Source organism: Streptomyces cinerochromogenes (assembly GCF_014648635.1).
Classification (GTDB): Bacteria; Actinomycetota; Actinomycetes; order Streptomycetales; family Streptomycetaceae; genus Streptomyces; species Streptomyces cinerochromogenes.
Genome location: NZ_BMRM01000010.1, coordinates 114,125 through 137,319, shown reverse-complemented (window position 1 = coordinate 137,319; position 23,195 = coordinate 114,125). Strand labels below are relative to the sequence as shown.

Annotated in this window: 23 protein-coding genes and 1 pseudogene; 7 read left to right on the top strand and 17 right to left on the bottom strand. The window is 73.8% G+C overall.

All coding sequences use genetic code 11. The features are described 5' to 3' along the window. Positions 1–17 precede the first annotated feature (17 nt). Complete coding sequence (locus IEZ20_RS20680) at positions 18–467, bottom strand: MarR family winged helix-turn-helix transcriptional regulator (RefSeq protein ID WP_189300846.1); 450 nt, start codon at positions 465–467, stop codon at positions 18–20. Positions 468–582: 115 nt separating this feature from the next. Here IEZ20_RS20680 and IEZ20_RS20675 point away from each other — a divergent pair, with 115 nt between their 5' ends. Together IEZ20_RS20675 and mltG are read left to right on the top strand one after the other, a co-directional pair. Further along, positions 583–2,385 (top strand): ABC transporter ATP-binding protein, encoded by a 1,803-nt coding sequence (locus tag IEZ20_RS20675; RefSeq protein WP_189300844.1) that lies wholly within the window; start codon positions 583–585, stop codon positions 2,383–2,385. Positions 2,386–2,428: 43 nt separating this feature from the next. Next, positions 2,429–3,325 carry an endolytic transglycosylase MltG gene (mltG, locus tag IEZ20_RS20670; protein ID WP_189300842.1) on the top strand — a complete coding sequence of 299 codons (897 nt, stop codon included), beginning with the start codon at positions 2,429–2,431 and terminating at the stop codon, positions 3,323–3,325. Between the two features lie 12 nt (positions 3,326–3,337). On the opposite strand, the gene IEZ20_RS20665 is transcribed toward mltG, so the two are convergent. The 5 genes from IEZ20_RS20665 to IEZ20_RS40735 form a co-directional block, all read right to left on the bottom strand. Continuing rightward, positions 3,338–4,414 (bottom strand): NAD(P)-binding domain-containing protein, encoded by a 1,077-nt coding sequence (locus IEZ20_RS20665; protein ID WP_189300840.1) that lies wholly within the window; start codon positions 4,412–4,414, stop codon positions 3,338–3,340. A 42-nt stretch (positions 4,415–4,456) separates the two neighbouring features. Further along, entirely contained in the window at positions 4,457–5,464 is a 1,008-nt protein-coding gene (locus IEZ20_RS20660) for an ABC transporter substrate-binding protein (RefSeq protein ID WP_189300838.1), read from the bottom strand. A 30-nt stretch (positions 5,465–5,494) separates the two neighbouring features. Further along, positions 5,495–6,232, bottom strand: coding sequence for an ABC transporter ATP-binding protein (locus IEZ20_RS20655; RefSeq protein WP_189300836.1), 738 nt, complete (start codon positions 6,230–6,232; stop codon positions 5,495–5,497). Further along, positions 6,205–7,107: an ABC transporter permease gene (locus IEZ20_RS20650; protein WP_189300834.1), complete on the bottom strand. Its 903-nt coding sequence runs from the start codon at positions 7,105–7,107 to the stop codon at positions 6,205–6,207. Before IEZ20_RS20650 ends, IEZ20_RS20655 begins: the two co-directional genes overlap by 28 nt. Positions 7,108–7,269: 162 nt before the next feature. Then, positions 7,270–7,353, bottom strand: coding sequence for a putative leader peptide (locus IEZ20_RS40735; RefSeq protein WP_311737185.1), 84 nt, complete (start codon positions 7,351–7,353; stop codon positions 7,270–7,272). Positions 7,354–7,475: 122 nt separating this feature from the next. Between IEZ20_RS40735 and IEZ20_RS20645 the strand changes: the two genes are divergently transcribed. Next, positions 7,476–7,898 (top strand): secondary thiamine-phosphate synthase enzyme YjbQ, encoded by a 423-nt coding sequence (locus tag IEZ20_RS20645; protein WP_189300831.1) that lies wholly within the window; start codon positions 7,476–7,478, stop codon positions 7,896–7,898. 87 nt (positions 7,899–7,985) lie between these two features. Here the strand turns inward: IEZ20_RS20645 and IEZ20_RS20640 are convergent, their stop codons facing one another. Next, on the bottom strand, positions 7,986–8,801 hold the full coding sequence (locus IEZ20_RS20640) for a helix-turn-helix transcriptional regulator (protein WP_229896161.1): 816 nt from the start codon (positions 8,799–8,801) through the stop codon (positions 7,986–7,988). A 420-nt stretch (positions 8,802–9,221) separates the two neighbouring features. Next, the gene (locus IEZ20_RS20635; RefSeq protein WP_189300829.1) at positions 9,222–9,620 is read right to left on the bottom strand and encodes a DUF5997 family protein; all 399 of its coding nucleotides are present in this window, start codon (positions 9,618–9,620) and stop codon (positions 9,222–9,224) included. An 84-nt stretch (positions 9,621–9,704) separates the two neighbouring features. Here IEZ20_RS20635 and IEZ20_RS20630 point away from each other — a divergent pair, with 84 nt between their 5' ends. Next, positions 9,705–10,499: a LysR family transcriptional regulator substrate-binding protein gene (locus IEZ20_RS20630; protein WP_189300827.1), complete on the top strand. Its 795-nt coding sequence runs from the start codon at positions 9,705–9,707 to the stop codon at positions 10,497–10,499. A 43-nt stretch (positions 10,500–10,542) separates the two neighbouring features. Here IEZ20_RS20630 and IEZ20_RS20625 read toward each other — a convergent pair whose 3' ends face one another. The 4 genes and pseudogenes from IEZ20_RS20625 to IEZ20_RS20610 form a co-directional block, all read right to left on the bottom strand. Continuing rightward, positions 10,543–12,042, bottom strand: a complete 1,500-nt coding sequence (locus tag IEZ20_RS20625) for an MFS transporter (protein WP_189300825.1) — start codon at positions 12,040–12,042, stop codon at positions 10,543–10,545. A gap of 117 nt (positions 12,043–12,159) precedes the next feature. Continuing rightward, positions 12,160–12,396 (bottom strand): annotated as a pseudogene (locus IEZ20_RS20620) (hypothetical protein); the annotation flags it as partial. Positions 12,397–12,449: 53 nt separating this feature from the next. Next, a complete protein-coding gene (locus IEZ20_RS20615) occupies positions 12,450–13,139 on the bottom strand; it encodes an HAD family hydrolase (RefSeq protein ID WP_189300823.1) in 690 nt (229 codons plus the stop codon). Positions 13,140–13,159: 20 nt separating this feature from the next. Then, positions 13,160–13,636, bottom strand: a complete 477-nt coding sequence (locus IEZ20_RS20610) for an Lrp/AsnC family transcriptional regulator (RefSeq protein ID WP_189300821.1) — start codon at positions 13,634–13,636, stop codon at positions 13,160–13,162. Positions 13,637–13,874: 238 nt separating this feature from the next. On the opposite strand from IEZ20_RS20610, the gene IEZ20_RS20605 reads away from it, so the two are divergent. Both IEZ20_RS20605 and IEZ20_RS20600 read left to right on the top strand, forming a co-directional pair. Continuing rightward, positions 13,875–15,365: an FUSC family protein gene (locus tag IEZ20_RS20605; protein WP_189300819.1), complete on the top strand. Its 1,491-nt coding sequence runs from the start codon at positions 13,875–13,877 to the stop codon at positions 15,363–15,365. Positions 15,366–15,529: 164 nt separating this feature from the next. Next, the gene (locus tag IEZ20_RS20600) at positions 15,530–16,567 is read left to right on the top strand and encodes a lactonase family protein (RefSeq protein ID WP_189300817.1); all 1,038 of its coding nucleotides are present in this window, start codon (positions 15,530–15,532) and stop codon (positions 16,565–16,567) included. 244 nt (positions 16,568–16,811) lie between these two features. Here IEZ20_RS20600 and IEZ20_RS20595 read toward each other — a convergent pair whose 3' ends face one another. From IEZ20_RS20595 to IEZ20_RS20580, 4 genes are all read right to left on the bottom strand, one after another. Then, positions 16,812–17,738 (bottom strand): sirohydrochlorin chelatase, encoded by a 927-nt coding sequence (locus IEZ20_RS20595; protein ID WP_189300814.1) that lies wholly within the window; start codon positions 17,736–17,738, stop codon positions 16,812–16,814. A 332-nt stretch (positions 17,739–18,070) separates the two neighbouring features. Next, complete coding sequence (locus IEZ20_RS20590; RefSeq protein WP_189300812.1) at positions 18,071–18,748, bottom strand: uracil-DNA glycosylase; 678 nt, start codon at positions 18,746–18,748, stop codon at positions 18,071–18,073. An 87-nt stretch (positions 18,749–18,835) separates the two neighbouring features. Beyond that, positions 18,836–19,924, bottom strand: coding sequence for a WD40/YVTN/BNR-like repeat-containing protein (locus IEZ20_RS20585; protein WP_229896160.1), 1,089 nt, complete (start codon positions 19,922–19,924; stop codon positions 18,836–18,838). 5 nt (positions 19,925–19,929) lie between these two features. Beyond that, the gene (locus tag IEZ20_RS20580; protein WP_189300808.1) at positions 19,930–20,085 is read right to left on the bottom strand and encodes a hypothetical protein; all 156 of its coding nucleotides are present in this window, start codon (positions 20,083–20,085) and stop codon (positions 19,930–19,932) included. Between the two features lie 174 nt (positions 20,086–20,259). Between IEZ20_RS20580 and IEZ20_RS20575 the strand changes: the two genes are divergently transcribed. Beyond that, a complete protein-coding gene (locus IEZ20_RS20575) occupies positions 20,260–20,847 on the top strand; it encodes an Rv1733c family protein (protein ID WP_444545259.1) in 588 nt (195 codons plus the stop codon). A gap of 143 nt (positions 20,848–20,990) precedes the next feature. Here IEZ20_RS20575 and IEZ20_RS20570 read toward each other — a convergent pair whose 3' ends face one another. After that, positions 20,991–23,075: a HEAT repeat domain-containing protein gene (locus IEZ20_RS20570; RefSeq protein ID WP_189300804.1), complete on the bottom strand. Its 2,085-nt coding sequence runs from the start codon at positions 23,073–23,075 to the stop codon at positions 20,991–20,993. Positions 23,076–23,195: the final 120 nt, after the last annotated feature.

Here is a 23,195-nt window from a genome sequence, read left to right as displayed (position 1 = left end):
GGACGCGTCCCCGTCGGTCAGCAGCGCTGGGCCGTGTCCCCGTCGATCAGTGTGTCCAGGAGGACGCCGAGCACCTCGCGTTCCTTCTCCGTCAGGGGCGCCAGTATCTCCTCGGCCGCGGAGCGGCGGGCGCCGCGCAGTTCGCGCAGGGCCGCGCGTCCCTCGTCCGTCAGCTCGATCCGGGTCACGCGCCGGTTCGCCGGATCGGCCACCCGCCGCACCTTTCCGTTCGCCTCCAACCCGTCGACCAGCGTCGTCACCGCCCGGGGCACGACCTCCAGGCGCTCGGCCAGGTCGGCCATGCGCGGGGGCGAGGCGTAGTGCGCGAGGGTGCGCAGCAGCCGGGACTGGGCCGGGGTGACGCCCAGGTCGCGCTCTTCCAGATGACGCTTCTGGATGCGGTGCACCCGGCGGGTGAGCCGTAGCAACTGCTCGGCGAGCAGGCCGTCGGGATCGGGGGTGGTCATGCGGGAACAATATCAGGATGCCGTTCATTGTGAGTATAGGTAACAATGAGCTGTGATCCGTTCCGTCATCGCCGGCCGCCCCCCTGGCCCGCGCTCGTCCCTCCCGTAGGAGCCCATGCACCCCGACCGTGAACCCTCCTGGACCCCACCTGCCGACGCCGGCGAGCAGCCCCGGCAGGTGCGCCGCATCCTGCGGCTCTTCCGTCCCTACCGCGGCCGTCTGGCCGTCGTCGGCCTGCTCGTCGGCGCCTCGTCGCTGGTCTCGGTGGCCACGCCGTTCCTGCTCAAGGAGACGCTCGACGTCGCGATCCCGCAGGGTCGCACCGGTCTGCTGAGCATGCTCGCGCTCGGCATGATCCTCAGCGCCGTCCTGTCGAGCGTCTTCGGCGTGCTGCAGACCCTGATCTCGACCACGGTCGGCCAGCGGGTCATGCACGACCTGCGCACGGCGGTCTACGGCCGGCTGCAGCGCATGTCCCTGGCCTTCTTCACCCGCACCCGCACCGGCGAGGTCCAGTCCCGCATCGCCAACGACATCGGCGGCATGCAGGCCACCGTCACCTCCACCGCCACCTCGCTGGTCTCCAACGCCACCAGCGTGGTCGCCACCGTCGTCGCGATGATCGCCCTGGACTGGCGGCTGACGATCGTCTCGCTGCTCCTGCTGCCCGTGTTCGTCTGGATCAGCCGCCGCGTCGGCAACGAACGCAAGAAGATCACCACCCAGCGGCAGAAACAGATGGCCGCGATGGCGGCCACGGTCACCGAGTCGCTCTCGGTCAGCGGCATCCTCCTCGGCCGCACCATGGGCCGTGCCGACTCGCTGACCGCGTCCTTCGCCCAGGAGTCCGAGCGCCTGGTGGACCTGGAGGTCAGATCGAACATGGCCGGGCGCTGGCGCATGGCCGTGATCACGATCGTCATGGCCGCGATGCCCGCCGTCATCTACTGGACGGCCGGCCTCGCCCTCCGGTTCGGCGGCCCGCAGGTCTCCCTCGGCACCATCGTCGCCTTCGTCTCGCTCCAGCAGGGCCTGTTCCGCCCGGCCGTGAGCCTGCTCGCGACCGGTGTCCAGATCCAGACCTCGCTGGCGCTCTTCCAGCGCATCTTCGAATACCTGGACCTGCCCGTTGACATCACCGAGCGTGAGCGGCCGGTCCGCCTCGACCGGATCAAGGGCGAAGTCCGCTTCGAGGACGTCGAGTTCCGCTACGACGACAAGGGCGGCCCCGTCCTCGACGGCGTCGACCTCACCGTGCCCGCCGGCGGCAGCCTCGCCGTCGTCGGCCCGACCGGCGCCGGAAAGTCCACGCTCGGCTATCTGGTGCCCCGGCTGTACGACGTCACCGGCGGCCGGGTCACGCTGGACGGAGTCGACGTGCGCGACCTCGACTTCGACACCCTCGCGCGCGCGGTCGGCGTCGTCTCCCAGGAGACGTACCTCTTCCACGCCTCGGTCGCCGACAACCTGCGCTTCGCCAAGCCGGACGCCACCGACGACGAACTGCACGCGGCGGCCAAGGCCGCGCAGATCCACGACCACATAGCCGCCCTGCCCGACGGCTACGACACGGTCGTGGGCGAGCGCGGCCACCGCTTCTCCGGAGGCGAGAAGCAGCGGCTGGCGATAGCCCGCACCATCCTGCGGGACCCGCCCGTCCTCATCCTGGACGAGGCGACCAGTGCCCTGGACACCCGCACGGAAGCCGCCGTCCAGGCGGCCATCGACGCGCTGTCGGCCGACCGTACGACGATCACCATCGCCCACCGCCTGTCCACCGTCCGCGGTGCCGACCAGATCGTGGTGCTGGACTCCGGACGGGTCGCTGAACGCGGCACGCACGAGGAACTCCTGGAGCGGGACGGCCGGTACGCGGCCCTGGTGCGCCGGGACGCGCAACTGCAACCGACAAACTGAACATATGCCGGGTTTATGACGATACGCGTATTACCGTGCCCGCATGCAGACGAACACTCCGTCACGGAGCAGAATCCGACTGACGCGCCGGGGCAGGCTTGCCGTCCTCGTGGCCGGCGCCGTCGTGGCCGGCACCGCCGTGGCGGTGCCGCTGCTGACGCTGGGGGACAGCCGCGAGCAGGCGAAGCCCGCCCTGCTGGTCATCCCGGAGGGCTGGCGGGCGAACCAGATCTACGACGCCATCGACAAGGCCCTCGCACTGCCACCGGGCAGCACCCGCAAGTCCCTCGACAAGGCCGGTCTGAAACTGCCGAATGAGGCCGGGGGCAACCCGGAGGGCTATCTCTTCCCGGCGACGTATCCCGTCCGTAAAGGAGCGACCCCCCAGTCCCTGCTGCAGCTCATGGTCGACACCGCGGACAGGAAGTTCAACGGCGCGCCCGTCGCGGCCGGTGCCCAGCGCAACGCGATGAACGTCTACCAGGCCGTCACCATCGCCAGCATCGTCCAGGCCGAGGCCTCGACGAAGGCGGACATGGGGAAGGTCGCCCGGGTCATCCACAACCGGTTGAACAGCGGAATGCCGCTGCAGATGGACTCGACGCTCCACTACGCGCTGAACCGCACCACCGTCGACACCAGCCAGAACGACACCCAGACGGAGAGCCCGTACAACTCCTACCAGCGCATGGGCCTGCCACCGACGCCGATCGACAGCCCCGGCGAGGACGCGATGCGCGCCGCGCTCAACCCGACACCGGGCGACTGGCTGTACTTCGTCACGGTCGCGCCCGGGGACACCCGTTTCACCGCCAGCTACAACGAGCACCTGCGGAACGTGGCCGAGTTCAACGCCCTGCACCAGGGTGCGTCGGCCGCCCAGCCGAGCGGTGGCCCGCTGGGCTCGTCCCCGGCCTCCCCGGAGCCGTCGGGCAACTGAGCCGGCGGGACGTCACGCGGCGGCCCGCTCCCCGTCGAGCAGCCGCCTGATGTCCCGGACGGCCGCGCGCCCGGCCCGGTTGGCCCCGACGGTGCTGGCCGAAGGGCCGTAGCCGACCAGGTGGATCCGCGGATCGGCGACCGCGCGGGTGCCCTCCACCCGGATGCCGCCGCCCGGCTCGCGCAGCCGCAGCGGGGCGAGGTGGTCGAGCGCGGCCCGGAACCCGGTCGCCCACAGGATCACGTCGGCGGCCACGCGCCGGCCGTCCTCCCACTCCACGCCGTCCGGGACGATCCGGTCGAACATCGGCCGCCGGTCCAGGACCCCGTCCGCGAGACCCTGACGGACGGCGTCGTTCAGGGGCAGCCCGGTGACCGAGACCACACTGCGCGGCGGCAGCCCCTGGCGCACCCGCTCCTCCACCCGTGCGACGGCCGCACGGCCCGCCTCCTGGTCGAACGGTCCCTCGCGGAAGACCGGGGGCCGCCGGGTGACCCAGGTGGTCGCGGCGGCGTAGGGGGCCAGCTCCAGCAGGTGCTGGGTGCCCGAGGCGCCACCGCCCACGACCACGACCCGCTGCCCGGCGAACTCCTCGGGGCCGGCGTACTGCGCGGTGTGCAACTGGCGCCCGCGGAAGGTCTCCCAGCCCGGGTACCGCGGCCAGAACGGCCGGTCCCAGGTGCCGGTCGCGTTGATCAGCGCCCGTGCCGACCAGGTGCCGTCGGACGTCTCCACGAGCAGCCGCCCCGCGGCGCCCTCCCGTACCGCGCGCACGTCCACCGGGCGGCGTACCCGCAGGTCGAAGGCGCGCTCGTACCGGTCGAAGTACTCCCGGACGACCTCGGACGAGGGGCGGGCCGGGTCGGCGCCGGTCAGCTCCATGCCGGGCAGCGCGTGCATCCCGTGCACCCTGCCGAACGTCAGTGAGGGCCACCGGAACTGCCAGGCGCCGCCCGGCCCGGGGGAGTGGTCGAGGACCACGGTGTCGCGGTCCGGCTCGAAGCCGGTGCGCCGCAGGTGGTAGGCGGCGGCCAGACCTGCCTGACCGGCACCGATGACGACGACCTCGACCTCACGGACTTCGTTCACGTCTCAACCAACAAGGAGTCGTGTGCGGATCTTCCCGGCCGCTCACTCCTTGGCGGGGGTCGTCGAGGGCGGCAGGCCGCCGTTGTAGCGCCGGTCCACGAAGTCCGCGAAGTCCACCTTTCCCGGGATGAGGTCCAGCTCGCTGAACGTGTCGGCGATCTGCTGCTCCGAGGCCACCAGCGCGCTGTCGACGGCGACCGGGACACGGCTGGCGTTCGTGCGCTTCACGGAGGCCAGAGCCACCTCGTACGGCAGCCCGGTGTCCTTCGCCCACACCTTCGCCCACTCCTCCTGGTGGTCGTGGACCCAGGAGGTGGCCCGTCGCAGCCGCGCCAGGTAGTCCTTGACGGCGGCGGCCTTCTTCGGGTCCTTCAGCGCGGCGGGTGCGGCGACCTGGAAGGTGAGGCCGTTGGTGATGCCGTCGCCCGTGGTGAGCACCCGGCCCTGCCGGGCCTGGAGGATCTGCGAGGTGTACGGGTCCCAGACCGCCCACGCGTCGACCTTGCCGGAGGTGAACGCGGCGAGCGCGTCGGCCGGCTGCAGGTACCTGACCTTGACGTCGGACAGGGTCAGCCCGGCCGCCTTGAGCGAGGCGACCAGCTGGTAGTGCGCGGAGGAACCCTGTGCCACCGCCACGGACCTGCCCTTGAGCTGCTGAGGCCTGGTCAGCTTGGAGCCGTTCGGCACGAGGACGGTGTCGCCCCTGGAGGTACCGTGCCAGGCGGCCACCACGGTGATCTTCGAGCCGGCGCCGGCCGCGAAGACGGGCGGGGTGTTGCCGACCCCGCCGATGTCGACGGCGCGCGCGTTGACGGCCTCCAGCAGCGGCGGGCCGGAGGTGAAGGTCGACCACCTGATCTTGTAGTGCAGGTCCTTCAGCTCTCCGGCGGCGCGCAGGATGGCCTCCGAACCGCCCTTCTGGTCACCGACGTCGAGGGTGACCGAGCCCGTGCCGTCGGTGCCGGTGCGGGCGGAGGAACTCCCGCCGCAGGCGGTGAGCAGGAGGGCGAAGGGCAGGAGCAGCGCGGCGGGGACGAGGCGTCGTCGCATAAGGTTCCGTTCGGTTTCGAAGGCGGGTGTTCAGGCGGCTGCGGCGGCGGTGTCGACGCCGAGCCGTTCGAGCAGCCGGGCGCGCAGGGCGGCGAACCGGGGGTCGGTGATCTCGCGCGGCCGGTCCAGGCCGACGGGCTGTTCGTGGGCGATCCGGCCGCCGTCCATCACCAGGACGCGGTCGGCGAGCAGCACCGCTTCCTCGACGTCGTGCGTGACCAGCAGCACCGCGCAGCCCCGCCGCTGCCACAGCTCCCCGACCAGGCGCTGGGCCCTGATCCGGGTCAGGGCGTCGAGCGCGCCGAACGGCTCGTCCAGCAGCAGCAGATCGGGCTCGCGGACCAGCGCCCGGGCGAGGGCGGCGCGCTGGGCCTCGCCGCCGGAGAGGGTCCTCGGCCAGACGTCGACGCGGTGCCCGAGACCCACCTCCTCCAACGCCCGCTCCGCGCGGGCCCGTTCCGGCCTGCCCGGCAGCCCCAGCAGCACATTGCGCCACACCTTCTTCCACGGCATGAGCCGGGGTGCCTGGAAGGCGACGGCCCGGCGGCGCGGGACCAGGGCCGTGCCCTCGATGTCCCGGTCCAGTCCCGCGAGGATGCGCAGCAGGGTCGACTTGCCGCAGCCGCTGCGCCCGAGCAGGGCCACGAACTCGCCGGGCGCGATGTCGAGCCGGAGGTCGTCGATGACCGCCCGGCCGTCGAAGGAGCGGGTCAGCCCCTCGACACGGACCGCGGGGCCGGTCACCGGCCGGTGAACGTCGGTCGCCATTGCAGCAACAGCCTTTCGAGGGAGCGGACGATGAAATCGGCGAGCAGGCCGAGGAAGGCGTACACGATCAGGCAGACCACGATCACGTCGGTCCGCAGGAAGTCCCGCGCCTGCACCATCAGGAAGCCGATACCGGCGTCGGCGTTGACCTGCTCGGCGAAGACCAGCGCGAGCCAGGCGATGCCGAGCGAGTACCGCAGCCCGGTCAACGCCCCGGGCAGCGCGCCCGGCAGCACCACATGCCGGACCAGCCCCCACCGGGACAGCCCCAACGACTCACCGGCCTCGACGAGTTGCGCGTCCACGCCGCGGATGCCGGCGTAGACGTTGAGGTAGAGCGGGAAGGTCACTCCGAGGGTGATGATCGCGATCTTCGGGGCCTCGCCGATCCCGAACCAGATGATGAACAGCGGGATGAGTCCCACGAACGGGACGGTCCGCAGCATCTGCACCGGCGCGTCCACCAGGTCCTCGCCGACCCGGAACAGCCCCGAGAGAAGGGCGAGCCCGGTGCCGGTCAGCGTGCCGAAGAGCAGTCCGAGAGCGACGCGCCGGAGCGAGGTCCCCATGGCCGACGGCAGCGAGCCGTCGGCGATCAGATCCCAGCCGACCTGCGCGATCCGGCCCGGCGAGGCGAGGACGTCGGCCGCCAGCACGCCGGTGCCGCTGAGGAGTTGCCACAGGGCCAGGAGCAGGAGCGGGCCGGTGGTCCGGCGCAGCCAGCGGGGGATGCGGACGCGGCGGGCGGAGGCGGAGGCGGGGGTGAGGCGCTGGAGGCCGGGGGGTGTGGGCTCGGGTGAGGTGCGTGGAGCTTGCTCGGATATGCCGGAAACATCCGGTGCAGGGGGATTGGGTGGGGCATGGCTGATGCTCATGACTGCTCCCGCTATGTCATGCCTGGTTCAACGAACGGCACAGGAGAGGGCAAGAGGGGACGTACGGGTGGGCCGGAAGAACCCGCGAAGGGAAACCGGAAGAGCCCGCGAAGAGGAACCGGCGGGACCCGTGGAGGGAGGAACAGAAGGGGGAGAAGGGCGTCAGCAGCCGCGGCGACACGCGGCGGAGGTCACCCGCAGCAGGTCGATGTGACCGCGCGTGGTGAGCAGGGCTGAACGCAACATGCGGCCGAACCTAGCGAGATGGAAGCGCGCTGGTCAACGGTGTCTCGTTGGATGGACCACCGGTATCGGACAACGCGGACGCCACGGGGTGTGGAAACCGGCGTATGGGTCAGGATGGGGGCATGTCCGATGCCTTCACCACACGCATGCTGCACGTCTCCACCGGTACCCGGGAACGCGTCGTCGACCTCACCACCGACTGCGAGGACTTCCTGCGGGAGGCGGCGGCCGGCCGCGACGGTCTGCTCAACATCTTCGTCCCGCACGCCACCGCCGGCATCGCCGTCATCGAGACGGGCGCCGGCAGCGACGACGACCTCCTCGCGGCGCTGCACACGCTGCTCCCCGCCGACGACCGCTGGCAGCACCGGCACGGCAGCCCCGGGCACGGCCGCGACCACGTCCTGCCCGCCATCGTCCCGCCGCACGCGACCCTCCCGGTGATCGGCGGACGCCTGGAGCTGGGCACCTGGCAGTCGGTGTGCCTGGTGGACACCAACAAGGACAATCCCGACCGCCGGGTGCGGCTGAGCTTCCTGGGCTGATCCGCGCGGGCCGGGACGGCCGCCGAAGGGTTCACGCAGTGCGGTCCACGCCGTCTCGACCGGACCCGGCTACGGCCATCGAAGGGTTCACGCAGAACCGGCCCACGCCGCCTCGACCGGACCCGGGGTCGGCACCAGGCCGAGGCGCTGGGCGCGCAGCACCGTACCGACGCGGTCGCGGGTGCCCAGCTTGCGGTAGATGTTCTCGACGTGCTTGTGCACCGTGCGGACCGAGATGCCGAGGCGGCGGCCGATCGCGTCGGCGGTGAGCGCGTCGGTGAGCAGCAGCAGGACGGCGGTCTCGCGCGGGGTCAGCGCGCAGTCCGCCGCCCGCTGGTCCGCGGCCCCGGCCGGACCGAGCGCCCGCCGCCACTCCTCCAGCAGGCGGCGCTGCCGCTCGACCGCGGCCAGCAGCGGCTGGGCGCGCTCGGCCGTCACCACCTGGTCGTCGGTGAAGTCCGCACCGGCGCGGTACACCAGACATCCGGTGATCGGTTCGGCGCTCCCCGGAAGCGGCACGCCCAGCGCGTGGTCGACGTCCAGCACCTCGCGGAGCAGGCGGGCCGTCGGGCTGCCCGGCCAGGTACGGCCCACCGCCCGGAGCGCGGTGACCGGCGTGCGATCGGTCCCGGGCCCGTAGTGACCGGCGAAGGGATACCCCGCGCGCAGCAGGCCCAGGTCGGCGTCCCCGAGGTGGCCCAGCTCCGCGGCGGCCGCGTCGGGCACCGTGCCCAGTGTGCCCCGGCTCTCGCTCCAGTCGTCCAGCTTGTGGATGACCGCCTCACCGCCGCACACCTCGGCCAGCGTGCCGGCCAGCAGCGGCCACAGCCGCTCGGGCTCCCGTTCGTGCAGCGCCGCCACGGCGACGGCCGTCATGCGCTCGTAGGCCTTGTCCAGCCGCACGAGTTCCTCCGGTTGCCTCGCGTACCCGTCCTCCCCCGTCGGCGTACGTACTTGTACGCATACCCCCGCGGTCCCCCGCTGCCGCACACTTCAACCGGCGACACCGGCCTGCCGGGACGCACCGCGCCCGACGGGCCGCCGGCACGGGGGAACGGCGGCCCGCCGGGCGTCGCCGGACACGCCTCCGCCCGGATCACCGCTGGGGCGTCTCCATGGACGCACTGGATCCGCTCCCGCTCCACGGACGTCCGCTGGACCCTTTCCACGGATCATCGAGTGGACCCTCTCCATGGTTCACCACTCGGCCATCTCCACGGATCCCCGCTCGGCCTCGCCGCGGACCACCGCTCGGCGGAGCCGCCGGAGAAGCGACGACGCCCCCCGGGCGGAGCCGGAGGGCGTGGGGAGAGCGCCGAAGGATCAGCCGCGCTCGGCGCCGCTCTCCTTCTCCTTCTTCAGGTTCTTCAGCCGCACGGCCTCCTTGCGGACCTCGGCCTGGGTGGCGCGCTCCTTCTCCAGCCACTCGGGCTGTTCCTGCTTGAGCGCCTCGATCTGCTCGGTGGTCAGCGCCTCGGTGACCCCCGCCCGGGCGAGGCCGGCGATGGACACGCCCAGCTTGGCGGCCACCACCGGACGCGGGTGGGGACCGTTGGCCCGCAGCTCGCGCAGCCACTCCGGCGGGTTGGACTGCAGCTCGTTCAGCTCGGCGCGCGAAACCACACCCTCCTGGAAGGAGGCGGGAGTGGCGGGGAGGTACACACCCAGCTTCTTCGCCGCGGTCGCGGGCTTCATCGTCTGGGTGCTCTGCTGCGACTTCATGACGTCAAGGGTATCGGCCGTGTGCCGCGGGACCGACCACGGCCGGTGGCGGAGGGCCCCGGCGGCGGCCGGTAACCTGGCCTGGTGACAGGCTCGGAGGATTCACCGTCGTTCCGGCTCGCGTACGTTCCCGGGGTGACGCCCGCCAAGTGGGTGAAGACCTGGAACGAGCGCCTGCCCGGCATCCCGCTCACCCTCGTCCAGGTCCCAGCCGCCGAGGCGCCCGAGGTGCTGCGCGCGGGGGAGGCCGACGCGGGCCTCGTGCGGCTGCCGGTCGACCGTACGGTCTTCAGCGCGATCCCGCTGTACACCGAGACCACCGTGGTGGTCGTCCCCAAGGACCACCTGATCACGGCGGCGGAGGAGGTCACGCTGGCCGACCTCGCCGACGAGGTGCTCTTCCACCCCCTGGACGACGTCTTCGACTGGGAGGCCCCGCCGGGCGAACCGGCCTTCGAGCGGCCCGCCACCACCGCGGACGCCGTCGAGCTGGTGGCGGCGAACGTCGGCCTGCTGATCGTCCCGCAGTCCCTGGCCCGCCTGCACCACCGCCGGGACCTCACCTACCGCCCGGTCGTCGACGCGCCCCAGTCGAGCGTCGCCCTGTCCTGGCCGGAGGAGGCCACCACCGATCTGGTGGAGGACTTCATCGGCATCGTCCGCGGACGCACGGTCAACAGCACCCGGGGGCGTACCGCGGCGCCCGCACCGGCCAAGCCGTCGCAGACCAAGACGCAGGGCACGTCGCAGGGCAAGCCGGCGGCGAAGTCGCAGGGCAAGGCGTCCGGGAAACCGGCCGGCCGCACGGCACGCGCCCGCACGGGCGGCGGCAAGTCCGCCAAGCCCGCCCAGCGGGGAAAACCGCGCCGGAGGTCGTGAGCCCGCCCGGCGGGGGCACGTCGGCGGACCCGCGCCCGGACCCTCAGGCTCCCGGCCGCACCGCCTCCTCGGCGCCGCCCTCTCCCGCACCGCGCCCGACCGCCTCGGCGGCCCTCTCGGGCTCCGGACGCACCTGCCGCTCCCGCAGGTCGGCGAAGGCCAGGACGAGCGCGACCACGATGATGCCCACCGCGGAGAGCAGCCCGAGCTGCATCGCCGTGTCGGTGCGGCCGTGGTTGGCGAGGTGGGCGAAGTACACCGAGCCCACCACCGCGATACCGGCCGCCGAGCCGACCCGCTGGCCGGTCTGCAGCACGCCCCCGGCCGCGCCCGCGCGGTGGACCGGTACCCGGGTGAGGGTGAGGGTGGTGTTCGGGGAGACCGTCAGGCCGGACCCGATACCGCCGACGAGCAGCGGCAGCGCCGACGCCCACCCCACGTTCGGTCCGGGGACCAGCTCCACCGCCGCCATCACCCCGAGCAGCCCCAGCGCCACCCCCGCGAGCCCGATGACGACCAGCTTGCGGCCGCAGCGCACCACCAGCCGGCCCCCGAGGGCGGCCCCGACCGCCGAGGCCGCCGCGAAGGGCAGGACGGTGAGTCCCGAGGCCAGCGCGCTGTAGCCGACGCCGTTCTGCAGGTACAGGGCGTAGAGGAAGAAGACCGTGGTGAAGCCCGCGAAGTAGGTGAGGCTGATCAGCGCGCCGAGCGTGAAGGAGCGCAGGGAGAACAGGCCCAGGTCCACCAGCGGAGCGCGCCCCAGCAGCCCCATCCGTTTCTCCCACGCCCAGAACGCGCCCAGCAGCGCCAGGGCCACCGGCACCAGCGCCCACTTCTCCCGTCCGGGCCACTGCTGCTCCTGCACCAGGGGCAGCATGAGTGCGAACACGCCCGAGCCGAGGAGCAGCACCCCGAACAGGTCGAACTCCTCGCGCCTGCCCGCCGCCGGGTACCGGGGCAGCAGCCGGATCCCCGCGACGAGCGCGGCCACGCCGATCGGCAGATTGACGAAGAACACCCAGCGCCAGCCGTCGTCGGTGCCGACGGCGTCGATCAGCAGGCCGCCCGCGAGGGGGCCCGTCGCCGTCGACACCCCGATGACCGTGCCGAGCACACCGAACGCCTTGGCCCGCTCGGCCCCCTGGAACATCTGCTGGATCAGTCCTGACGTCTGCGGCGCGACCATGCCCGCCGCCGTCCCCTGGATCAGCCGGAACACCACCAGCCAGCCGGGACCGGAGGCGAGCCCGCACGCCAGCGAGGCCACCGTGAACAGGACGAGCCCGATCAGGAAGGCCTGGCGCCGGCCGCGCATGTCGCCCAGCCGGCCCGCCGGGACCAGCGCGAGTCCGAAGGTGAGGGCGTACCCGGAGACCACCCATGACTGGACCGCCTCCGAGGCCCCCAGCCCGCGCTCCAGCGAGGGCAGCGCGACGTTCACGATCGAGGTGTCGAGGAGCGAGATGAATCCCGCCGCCAGACAGACCCCGAGCGCCTTCCACCGCCGCGCGTCGGGCGCGGGTGGGGCCTGGACTGTGCTCATGGGGTCACGCTATGCAGTCACGGCTCCCCCCGCCACGCGAGCCACCGGGCGTCACCCGCCGGAACGGTGCGGCACCGTCACCCGCCGGACCGCGCCTCCACGCCGCGGGGGCGCCGCTCACTCGGCGTAGGACGCCCGCCGTGCCGTACGCACCACCGCGTCACCCGCCGCACGCCCGAGCCGCCCCTCGGCCACCCAGGCGTCCACGATCTTCCCCACCCGGGTGACCAGCGCCCCCTTGCTCCGGAAGGGTGCACCCGCCCACACCGCGTCGAGCAGTGTCGTCCCGTCCGGGCGGGCCGGGTTGGCGACGCCGGAGTCCAGGCCGCCGAACACCACCCGGGGTTCGCTGCGGCCGCCGCGGCGCCGCCGGGGGCGGGGCCATGTGCTCCTGGTAAGGGAGTTGCTCAGCGGGACGCGTCCCGCAGCCACGCGTACGCCGACCGCGCCGTGAACTCCGCCTGCCCGCCCCGCAGCAGCAGCGACGCGGTGGTGAACTCGGGGGCGTCGGCCTGGCCGGGCACGTACGGCACCGCCACGCACCGCATGCCGGCCGCGTGGGCGGCGGCCGCGCCGGGGGCCGCGTCCTCCAGGACCACGCAGTCGGCCGGGTCCGCGCCGAGCCGGCGGGCCGCCTCCAGGAAGACGTCCGGGGCGGGCTTGCCGCGGGGCACCTCGTCGGCCGAGACCACCGTGCCGAGGTGGGCGGCCAGACCGGTACCCGTCAGAATCGCCTCGATGGCCTCCGGGGAGGAGCCCGAGGCCACCGCCATCGGAACGTTCTCGGCGGCCAGCAGCTCCACGAACGCCCGCATCTCGGGGTACGCGCGCGTGCGGGCGCGGGCCAGCTCCAGGTAGCGGCGGTTCGTCGCGGCCAGCAGCTCCGCCGCCGGGGCGCGCAGGCCGTAGCGCTCCCGCCAGATCGCCACCGCCTCCCGGGTGCTGATGCCGACGTAGCCCTCGTGGTCCTCCCAGGTGAACCCGGGCACACCGTGCTCGGCCAGGACCTGTCGGCTCGCCTCGTAGTAGTTCGGTTCGCTGTCCACCAGCGTTCCGTCGAGATCGAAGATGACCGAGAGGGTGCCGAGATCGCTCATGGCGTCCAGGATGCCAAGCGTCAGGCGCGCGCCGCCCGGCCGACCGACTCCACCAGGGGCAGCAGCCGGTACGGGACGCGCTCGCGCAGCGCCACCTCGGTGCGGGTGCGCACCACGCCCGGAAGGCTGATCAGCTTCTGGATCACGTCCTCCAGGTGCGCGTTGTCCCGGCCCACCACCCGCGCGAGCAGGTCCCCGCCGCCGGTGATCGAGAAGGCCTCCACGATCTCCGGTACGGCGGCCAGCGCGTCCCCCACGTCGTCCAGGTGGCCCTGGGTGACCTCGATGTGCACGAACGCCAGTACCGGATGTCCCAGCGCGGCGGGGGAGAGGGAGGGGCCCGTGCCGGTGATCACGCCGTCCCGCTCCATCCGGTCCAGCCGGGCCTGGAGCGTGCCGCGGGCCACCCCGAGGATGCGCGCGTACTCGCGCACGCTGGTGCGCGGCTGCTCCAGGAGCAGTCGCAGGATGCGGGTGTCGAGTTCGTCCACGGCCATGATGGACGACTGTACCAATGGCTCAGCCACTCCCGAGGGGGGTCGGCCGTCCGACCTGGTCCGTTGGCATTCCGGCGACTGTCGGTGTCCCGTCGACGCTGTGCCAATGGACCAGTGATTCCGGGCACACTTGAGCCAGTGACCTCGGTGATGCTCTCATGGACGTGTCGATGGCGCTGCGGATCCCCGCGGCGCCTTTTCTGTGCCGGTGCACCCGTGTACCCAGGGGAGGGCAGCAGTGCTGAAGAGGATGTTCGTGGCTCCGGACCCAGGGCGGGCGCGGTTGCGTTTCGCCGCGCGGGCCGTCCTCGGCATCGGGCTGGCGGTCGTGGTCTGCGCACTCGCCGGACACTCCCTAGCCGGTGCGGTCACCGGCGGCCTCGCCGCGCTGCTCGCCCTGTTCACCGTCACCGACCCGACCGTGCGCGGGCAGGCGGTCACCACCGCCCTGCTGCCCGCGGTGGGCCTGCCCGTGCTGGCCGTCGCGGCCGAGCTGCACGCCCACCCCGTCGCCCGCGACCTCACCTTCCTGGCCGTCGTCGGCGCCGGTGTCTACGCCCGCCGATGGGGCCCGCGCGGGCACAGCCTCGGCGTCTTCGCCTTCATGACCTTCTTCGTGGCCCAGTTCCTGCACGCCACCGCGGACCGACTGCCCGAGCTGTACGCCGCCGTGCTGCTCTCCGTGCTCACCGCGGCTGTCGTCCGGTTCGGCCTGTGGTGCTACGAGCGCCGGCTGCCCCCGCCCGCCGCGCCCGCCCCGCCCGCCGGGACCGGGCTGCTGCGCGTGACCACCCGGCAGGCGGTCCAGGCCACCGCGGGCGCAGGGTTCGCGCTCGTCGTGGGCCAGCTGGTGTCGGGACAGCGCTGGTACTGGGCCGTCGGCGCCACCTGGTGGATCTTCGTCAACACCGCCTCGCGCGGCGAGACGCTGGTCCGCGGCTTCCGCCGGGTCCTCGGCACCGTGATCGGCATCTGCCTGGGCTTCCTCGTCGCCGTCCCCGTCCACGGCGCGCCCGTGCCGACGGCCGTCCTCGTCGCGGTCGCCGTCTTCGGCATCTTCTACACGGCCGCCGTCTCCTACACCTGGATGATGCTCTGCGTCACCCTGCTCGCCGAACTGCTCTACGGCCTCCTCGGCGTCCTCAGTCCCGGACTGCTCGCGCTGCGGCTCGCCGAGACCGGCGTCGGGGCGCTCGGCGCCGCCCTCGCCGTCCTCTTCGTGCTGCCGGTCACCACGCACGCCACCACCGACGCCTGGATCCAGCGAGCCCTGCGCTGCGTGCACGCCTGCACGGCCGAGGCCGCCGCCCGCCTGGCCGGCTCCGCCACCGCCGACCCGGCGCCGCGCGTGGCCGAACTGGAGCAGCTGCTCGGCCGGGTCCGGCTGTCGGTGGCCCCGCTGGTGCACCCGCTGAACCCCATGCCGGCGCGCAAGGCGCGGGCCCGCCGGGTCCTGGAGCTGCTCGACGAGTGCGCCCGCGAGGTCCGCGGCCTGGTCGCGGTCGCCGCCGACCCCGAGGCCTCCCACGACGCCCGCCTCGCCGCCGCCTGCTGGCGCGTGGAGACCGCCGTCGAGGCCCTCACCGCGGGCCGCGCGGAACCCTTCCAGCGCCCCGCGGAACCGCCCGCCGAACCCGCGCTCGCCCATCTGCACGGCTTGGAACGCGCCCTCGCCGACCTCGCGGAACCGCTCCGGACGCCGTCGGGCTCGCGGCTGGTGGGCGCCTGAGCGGAGGGGCGGACGGGAGCGGCACACGCCGGGAAGGAAACGCGCCCGTTCCCTGACGAACCGTCCGAGCCGTCCCCCTCTTGGTCTAGACCGCCGCCGTCGGCCGACTGCTACCGTCGGCCCCGGACCGGCTCCACGGGCGGCTCGACCGAGAGGGGACAGCGGTGGCACAGGACGGCAGGGCAGGCAGGCGCCGGGCCTTCATCGGATCGTTCACGGCGGCGGGCGGCCCCGGACTGGTGACCGCGGAGGTCGCCCCGGACACCGGCGCCCTCACCCTCCGCACCGCCGTGCAGGACTTACCCGACCCCTCCTACCTGGCCCTCTCGCCGGACGGCCACACCCTCTACGCGGTCAGCGAGACCGCCGAGGGCGCCGTGGCCGCCTACCGCGTCACCGGTGACCGGCCCGAACCCGCCGGTGCGCCCGTCCCGGTGGCCGGCAGCAGCCCCACCCACCTCGGCCTGTACGCCGGACATGTACTGACCGCCAACTACGGCTGCGGCAGCGTCACCGCCGTCCCCCTACGGCCGGACGGCCGCCTCGCCGGCGCGCCCTCCGGACGGCTCCAGCACACCGGCTCCGGCCCGCACGACCGGCGACAGCGCGGCCCGCACGCCCACCAGGTGCAGGCCGACCCCAGCGGCCGGTGGGCGGTCAGCGTGGACCTGGGCACGGACTCGGTGCGGGTGTGCACCCTCGAGGGCGGCGGCCCCGCCCTGCACCGCGAGATCGCCCTGCGCCCCGGCTCCGGCCCGCGCCACCTGGCCTTCCACCCCGATGGCGCCCACGCCTACGTGGTCAACGAGCTGACCCCCACGGTCACGGTGTGCCGCTGGGACGCCGCGGGCGGCTCGCTCAAGCCGCTCACCGAGGTTCCCGTGCTGCCCGGCGCACCGGCCGGCGACGCCTACCCCTCGGGGATCGTCGTCTCACCCGACGGCCGCTTCGTGTGGACCGCCACCCGTGGCGAGGACGTGCTCTCGGTTCTCGCCGTCGAGGCGGGCGGGCTCCGGCTCACCGGCACCGTGCCCTGCGGCGGGCACTGGCCGCGCGCGCTGGCCCACCACGACGGCTTCCTCTACGCGGCCAACGAACGCTCCGGCGACGTGACCTGGTTCGCCGTGGACGAGACGACGGGCATGCCCCGCTACGACGGTTCCGTACGGGTCGCCGCGGCCTCCTGCGTCGTCTTCGGCTGACCGCGGAAGGGGGGGCTGCCCCGGTGCGGCCGCCTGGGAACGGCAGCTCTGGGGAGGCTTGCCGGGGGCTCCGCCGGGCGCGGCTGCCGGGCCGGGTGCGGCTTCCCGCGGAAGACTCCCCGGGGGCTGCGCGGTGCGGCCCCCGGACAAGGCGAAGGGCCCGCCCCGGGACGGGAGCGGGCCCTGTGTCGTGCGGACGCCGGACGCCGGACGCCGGAGGTCGGACGCCGGGCGGCTGCGGGCGTCAGCGGACCGGTGCGCCCTGCGGCTGCTGCGGGGAGATGCCCAGCGCCGTCGTGTACTTGGCGAGCGCGAGCTTGCCGATCGCCGGGTACGCGCCGAGCGCCTCGGCCGTGGAGCAGCCCGCCTCCTCCGCCGCCGCGGCCAGCAGCGCCGGGTCGATCTCCGGGCCGATCAGGTACGGCGCCAGGGCCAGCTGCTGCGAGCCCGAGGACCGCAGCTGCTCGGCCACGGAGGCGATGGATCCCTCCTGGTCCAGGGCCGCGGCCATCACCGGCACGGCCAGGCGGGCGGCGAGCAGCATGCCGGTGATCCCGGCCGCCTGCACGGCCTCCTCGCCGCCCACGGAGGCCAGGATGATGCCGTCCGCGGCCGTGGCCACGGTGAACAGCCGCGCGCGGTCGGCGCGGGCCAGGCCCGCCTCGGACAGCCGCACGTGCAGCGCCTCGGCGAGCAGCGGGTGCGGGCCGAGGACGTCGGTCAGCTCGGCGGCGACCCGGCTGTCCATCACGGACTGACGGATCTGACGCAGCAGCGAGCTGTCCGGACCGGCCAGCAGCGGGACGACGACCGCGACCGGGCCGTCGGGCTCCTTGATCCCCTCGACCCCGGCGGCGACGGCCTGCTCGTACCGGGCGGTGCGCTCCTCGGCGGCACGGGCCAGCACGGAACGGAGCGCCGGGAACTCGGAGTCGTCCCCGTCCAGGTACCCGATCCGGGCGTCGAGACCGGGCAGCTCGGAGCGGGCGATGCTCACGACCTCCTCGGCGAGGCTGCGCGTGGTGGTGCTGGGCACACCGGGCACCGCGAGGACGAGCGCGGGCGCGCCCTCGGGAGCCACCAGCGGTTCCGGGCGGCGGTGCCGTCCGGGCTGGCGGGGTCGCGGCATTCGTACGGGCAGGCCGGACTCGGGTCCAGTGGGGGAGCTCATGGCGCCGCATGTTACTGGCTTCCCCGCCTCCGCCGTTCGGGGAGGGTGCAGGTGAGCGGTATCCGTCCGCTTTTGTCTATGAGTTGCGCGGTGGAAACACATGATCCGGGCACGTGCCGGGAACATGGGATGACAAAGGGGACGCAAGGGTGAACAATCCGCTTTTGAGGGTCTCGATCGCCGCCCGCCGGAACAGGGCAGGGAGCGCCGCCGGTTCACCCGGCAGGGTGAGCGGGCAGCGGTCCTCCGTCCGGCGGGAGACCGGCCCGGCATGCCGGCGGTTCTCCGGAGACCGGAGCCTCAGGAGTCCACCGCCGGACAGCCGGTGACGGTCACGGCAGTCGCCAGTCCACCGGCTGCCCGCCCTGCTGGACCAGCAGGTCGTTGGCCCGGCTGAAGGGGCGCGAGCCGAAGAAGCCGTAGTCGGCCGACCTGGGCGAGGGATGCGAGGACTCCACCACCGGCAGGCGGCCGAGCAGCGGACGCAGATTGCGGGCCTCCCGGCCCCAGAGGATGGAGACCAGCGGCTTGCCGCGCGCCGCCAGGGCCCGGATCGCCTGCTCGGTCACCTCCTCCCAGCCCTTGTCGCGGTGGGCGCCCGGGCGGCGCGGGGCCACGGTCAGCGCCCTGTTGAGCAGCAGCACCCCCTGCTTCGTCCACGGCGTGAGGTCGCCGTTGGACGGCTGGGGCAGTCCCAGGTCGGTGTTCAGCTCACGGAAGATGTTGATCAGGCTGGGCGGCAGCGGGCGCACCTCGGGCGCCACCGAGAACGACAGGCCCACCGCGTGCCCCGGGGTGGGATACGGGTCCTGACCGACGATCAGGACCCTCACCTCGTCGAAGGGTTGCTGGAAGGCCCGCAGGACGTGGGGTCCGGCAGGGAGGTACGTGCGTCCGGCGGCGATCTCCGCGCGCAGGAAGTCGCCCATCTCGGCGATCCGTCCGGCCACCGGTTCCAGGGCCTTCGCCCAGCCCGGTTCGACGATTTCATGCAAGGGTCGTGGTGCCACGGCCGTCACCCTACTGCCGTACACGGCCCGGTGATCAACCGATGGCCCGAGCCCGGCGCGGACGCCCCGCGCCCCCCCAGGCGTCTCTCAGCCGACCACCGCCGCGCGCACGCACAGCACGTCCGGCAGATGCGCGGCCAGCTGCTGCCAGCTGTCGCCGTCGTCGGCCGACGCGAACACCTCGCCGTTGCGGTTGCCGAAGTACACGCCGGCCGGGTCGCGGTCGTCGGTGCACAGCGCGTCCCGCAGGACCGTGCCGTAGTGGTCCTCCCCGGGCAGCCCCGCCGACAGCGGCTCCCAGGTGCGGCCCGCGTCCGTGGTGCGGAAGACCCGGCAGCGGTGCCCGGCGGGCACCCGGTCGGCGTCGGCGTTGATCGGGAAGGTGTACGCCGTGCCGCCCCGGTGCGGGTGCGCGGCCACCGCGAAGCCGAACGTGGTCGGCAGGTCCGCTCCGATGTCGGTCCAGTGCGCGCCCGCGTCGTCGCTGCGGTACACCCCCCAGTGGTTCTGCAGATACAGCCGGTCCGGGTCGGCCGCGTCCCTGGCGACCTTGTGCACGCACTGGCCGAACTCCGGGTTCGGATCCGGCAGGAACACCGCGGACACCCCGGAGTTGGACGGCGACCAGCTCGCCCCGCCGTCCCTCGTGCGGAACACGCCCGCCGTGGAGACGGCCACCGTCACCGCCCGCGGATCGCGCCCGTCGGTGAGCACCGTGTGCAGGCCCTCGCCGCCCCCGCCGGGCACCCACTGCGAACGGGTCGGGTGCTCCCACAACGGGCGGACCAGCTCGAAGCTCTCACCGCGGTCCTCCGAGCGGTACAGCGCGGCCGGTTCTGTGCCCGCGTACACCACGTCGGGCTCGGCCTCGGCCGGATGCAGCTGCCAGACGCGCTCCAGGGAGGCGCCGGTGTCCTTCGGGAACTTCACGGCGGGCCGGGCCGGTTCGGTCCAGGTGCGGCCGAGGTCGTCGGAGTGGAACACCGACGGCCCCCAGTGCGTGCTGTCGCCGCCCGCCAGCAGCCGGGGGCGGACACCACGGGTGTCGATCGCGACCGAGTAGACGGCCTGCGCGTTGAAATACGGGCTCTCGTCGAACTCCCAGGGGCCGTCGCCCCGCCGCCGCGCGATGAACAGGCCTTTGCGCGTGCCCACCGCCAGCAGAACCTCGGTCATGCCGATCACCTCCGGACGCCGTTGTCCAGGTAGTCGTCGTAGTCGTCGTGGCTGTCGCAGCCGTCTTGGCCGTCGTGGCTGTCGTCGCCGTCGTCGGATACCGGCCAGTCTGCACCCCACCACTGACACTCACCCTCGGAGTGCGTGTCCGTGCAGGTCACGGCCTGTGTCGTGGGTCCGCTGGGAAGCCGGGCCGGTCGCGTTCCGGGATGCGCCTGCGCGAGAGGGGCGTCTCGTGCGACCGTCGGGGAGACGGCTCGTCGTGAGCAACGGAGCGATCTCCCCCGTATGGGAGGGCGGTCCGGCCGGTCGGTGCGCTCGTGAGGAGGATGCCTTTGAAGGCGTTCCGTGGTCCGAAGGTGTGGCTGTGGCGCTGGCGGCGCAACCCGCTCAAACGCCGGGCCGACGTGCTGGAGGCCTGGGTGGTGCTCGGTGCCTGTCTGCTGACCGTCCTGGCCGGAGTGCTGGCCGGCCTCGCGGCGGCCGGCTCGGTGGAGCAGGGACTCGCCCGGGAGCGGGCCACCTGGCGGCCCGCCGTGGCCCGGGTCGTCGACCAGGTGGCAGGGTCGTCACCCGCCTACGGCAGCCATGCCTCCGCCGGCGAGCGGGTCTGGGCCGAGGTCCGCTGGACGGCACCCGACGGCTCCACCCACACCGGCCAGGTCCGTGTGGAGCCCGGCAGCAAGCCGGGTACGCCGGTCACCGTCTGGACCGACCCGCAGGGGCACCTCGTCTCCCGCCCCACCACCGCCTCCGAGGCCGCCTTCCGGGCCACCCTCATAGGCCTCCTGGTCGGCGTGAGCGCCGGCTCCGTCCCCTGCGTCGCCGGCCTGGCCGTACGCGGCCGACTGGAACGCCGCCGCCTGGCCGCCTGGGACACCGAGTGGTCACGGCTCGGCCCGCAGTGGGGGCGGATGGTCTGACCTGACCTGACCTGACCTGACCTGCCCCGGCCCGACCGGGGCGGGGCACCCCGGGCGGGCGGTCGTGGTTCGGAGCGTCGGCGGGCCGCTCCCGCCCCGACCCGCCCCGCGCCCCAAGCCCTCCCCTCCCGCCCACCCCCTGCCTACATTCCCGCCAACACCTCCCGGCACATCCGCAGAAGCTCCTCGTCGTCCGGGATGTCATGCGGGCCGTAGGCGCTCTGCCGGGCCGTGTGGCGGCGGGGCTGGGTCAGTTCGGTGGTGAGCAGGTCGTGCAGGGGCGCGGCGGCGGGGCCCATGTCGGTCAGGCAGCGGGCGACGGGGACGCGGGTGCGGGGGTCCGAGGCCCACGCCGTCCGGAAGACGGGCAGGACCGGGTCCGGGTCCCCGGCGATGTGCCACAGCGCGCACGCGGCCGGTACGCGCTCCCGCACCGGGCCCTCCCCGGCGAGCCGGCGCAGCTCGGGCAGCGCCGCACGCGCGGCAGGGCCCAGCCGCGCCAGGTGCCGTACGGCGTCGCGCCGGGCGTCCGGCTCCGGCCGGCCCAACTCCCGCAGCAGCACGGGCAGTACGGTGGAGGCGTCCCCGTCGGCCGACCACAGCGCGCCCGCCGCCGCGGCCGCGTGCCGGGTGCGGAGCAGGGCGCGCAGCAGGGGTGCCGCCTGTGCCGCGGCGCCCAGCTCCGCGAGCGTCTCGATCACCTGGTCCGCGACCGCGTCCCGCGCCCCCAGGCCGTCGGGAGCACCCGAGAGCAGCCGGAGCAGTTCCGGTACGGCGTCCCGGTCTCCGACGGCCCTGACCGCCGTCAGCAGCGGGGCGGCGAGCCGGGCGGCGGCCGGGGAGGCGAGCGGGACGCGGCCGAGGTGGTGGCGCAGCGCGGGTGCCAGCGGTGCCGCGGCCCGGCCCAGGTGCGCGACTTCGCAGCCCAGTCCCACAGGTGCCGCCGGGCCGGCCAGCAGCTGGGCCAGCGGCGGGACCGCGCGCGGATCACCGGTCCTGGCCAGTGCCTTCAGCGGGCCGCCCAGCGTGGGCGAGCAGCGCTCCCAGCGGTGGGTCCACAGGTCGGGCCGGGCGGTCACCAGCGCGTGCAGGTCGTCCGCGGCGGGCGCGGCCGGCGCGAACAGTTCCGCCAGGACCGACACCGCCGCGTCCCGCAACCGGTCCTGCTCGCTGCCCAGCTGTGCGCCGAGCAGCCGCACCGGCCCGTCGTACCCACCCCGCCAGCCGCGGAACAGCCCCGCCGACATCCACACCGCATTGCACCGGTCCACCGGATCGGGGCTGGTCAACTGACCGGTGAGGAGGGCGATCCGGTCGTCCACCCGGTCACCGAGCGCACTGTGCAGGGTGCGCAGCAGCATGGCGCCCTGCTCGTCGGACGGGCGCAGCCGCCGTATCCGGCGCACCAGGGTGTCCGGGCCCGCGTGCTCCCGGAGCCGCAGGCGCTGCGCGGACCGCTCCTGCAGCAGCCGTACCGCGGCCGGCACCAGGTCGGCGGGGAGCCGGCCGGGGGCGCGGAGCGCGAGCTGGCCGAGCGCCGCGAGCCGCAGCACCGGCGCGTAGGGCGGCGCGCTCTGTTCGGCGAGGAGGTCCACCGCGCCGTCGGCGTGCGCCGGGTACCGGTGCGCGAACACACCGCAGGCCTCTATGAGGGCCAGCAGGACGCGGTCCTCCCGCTCGACCCGCAACCGCCGCCGCAGCAGCTCCAGCACCCGCGGGGGCTCCTCCAGGAAGCGCACCAGGGCCCCGGCCGCCGCCTGCCGCACCGCGGGGTCCGGGTCCCCGGAGAGCGCGGCGAAGGTCTCGGCGCCCGCGCGCACCGCCTCCCGCGCCCGCCGGTCCCGTCCCGCAGCCGCCGAGCCCTGCCGGCCCGCCGCGGCCGCCGTGCTCCCCGGGTTCTTCCCGGAGTTCTCGGAGTTCCAAGAGTTCCAAGAGTTCCCGGAGTTCTCCGTGTACTCCCCACCGATGCTGACCAGCAGTTCCACGATGCAGCTCCGGTCCGGCACCTCCTCGCGGGCCAGCAGCGCGAACAGGAAGGGCACGCACGCCAGCGTCGAGTCGTACACCCTCCCCTGGTGGTGCACGGCGCCGAACATCCCGTCGAGCGCGGTCGCCCGCTCGGCGGAGTCCGCGGAGGCCAGCGCCCACAACCACCCGGGCACGTCCTCCGCGCTGCCGTACGCGTGCCGCAGCGAGGCCCAGTCGACCTCGTCGATCCCCGTGAACACGTTGTCCTCCCCAGACGAGTGCCACCTGGTCGCGAGTGTGCACCACCGCACTGACAACGGTCCGGAAGCATCTGCTGACTGTGTGCGATCCGTCGGCGCTCACCGGCCACGGGAGAGAAC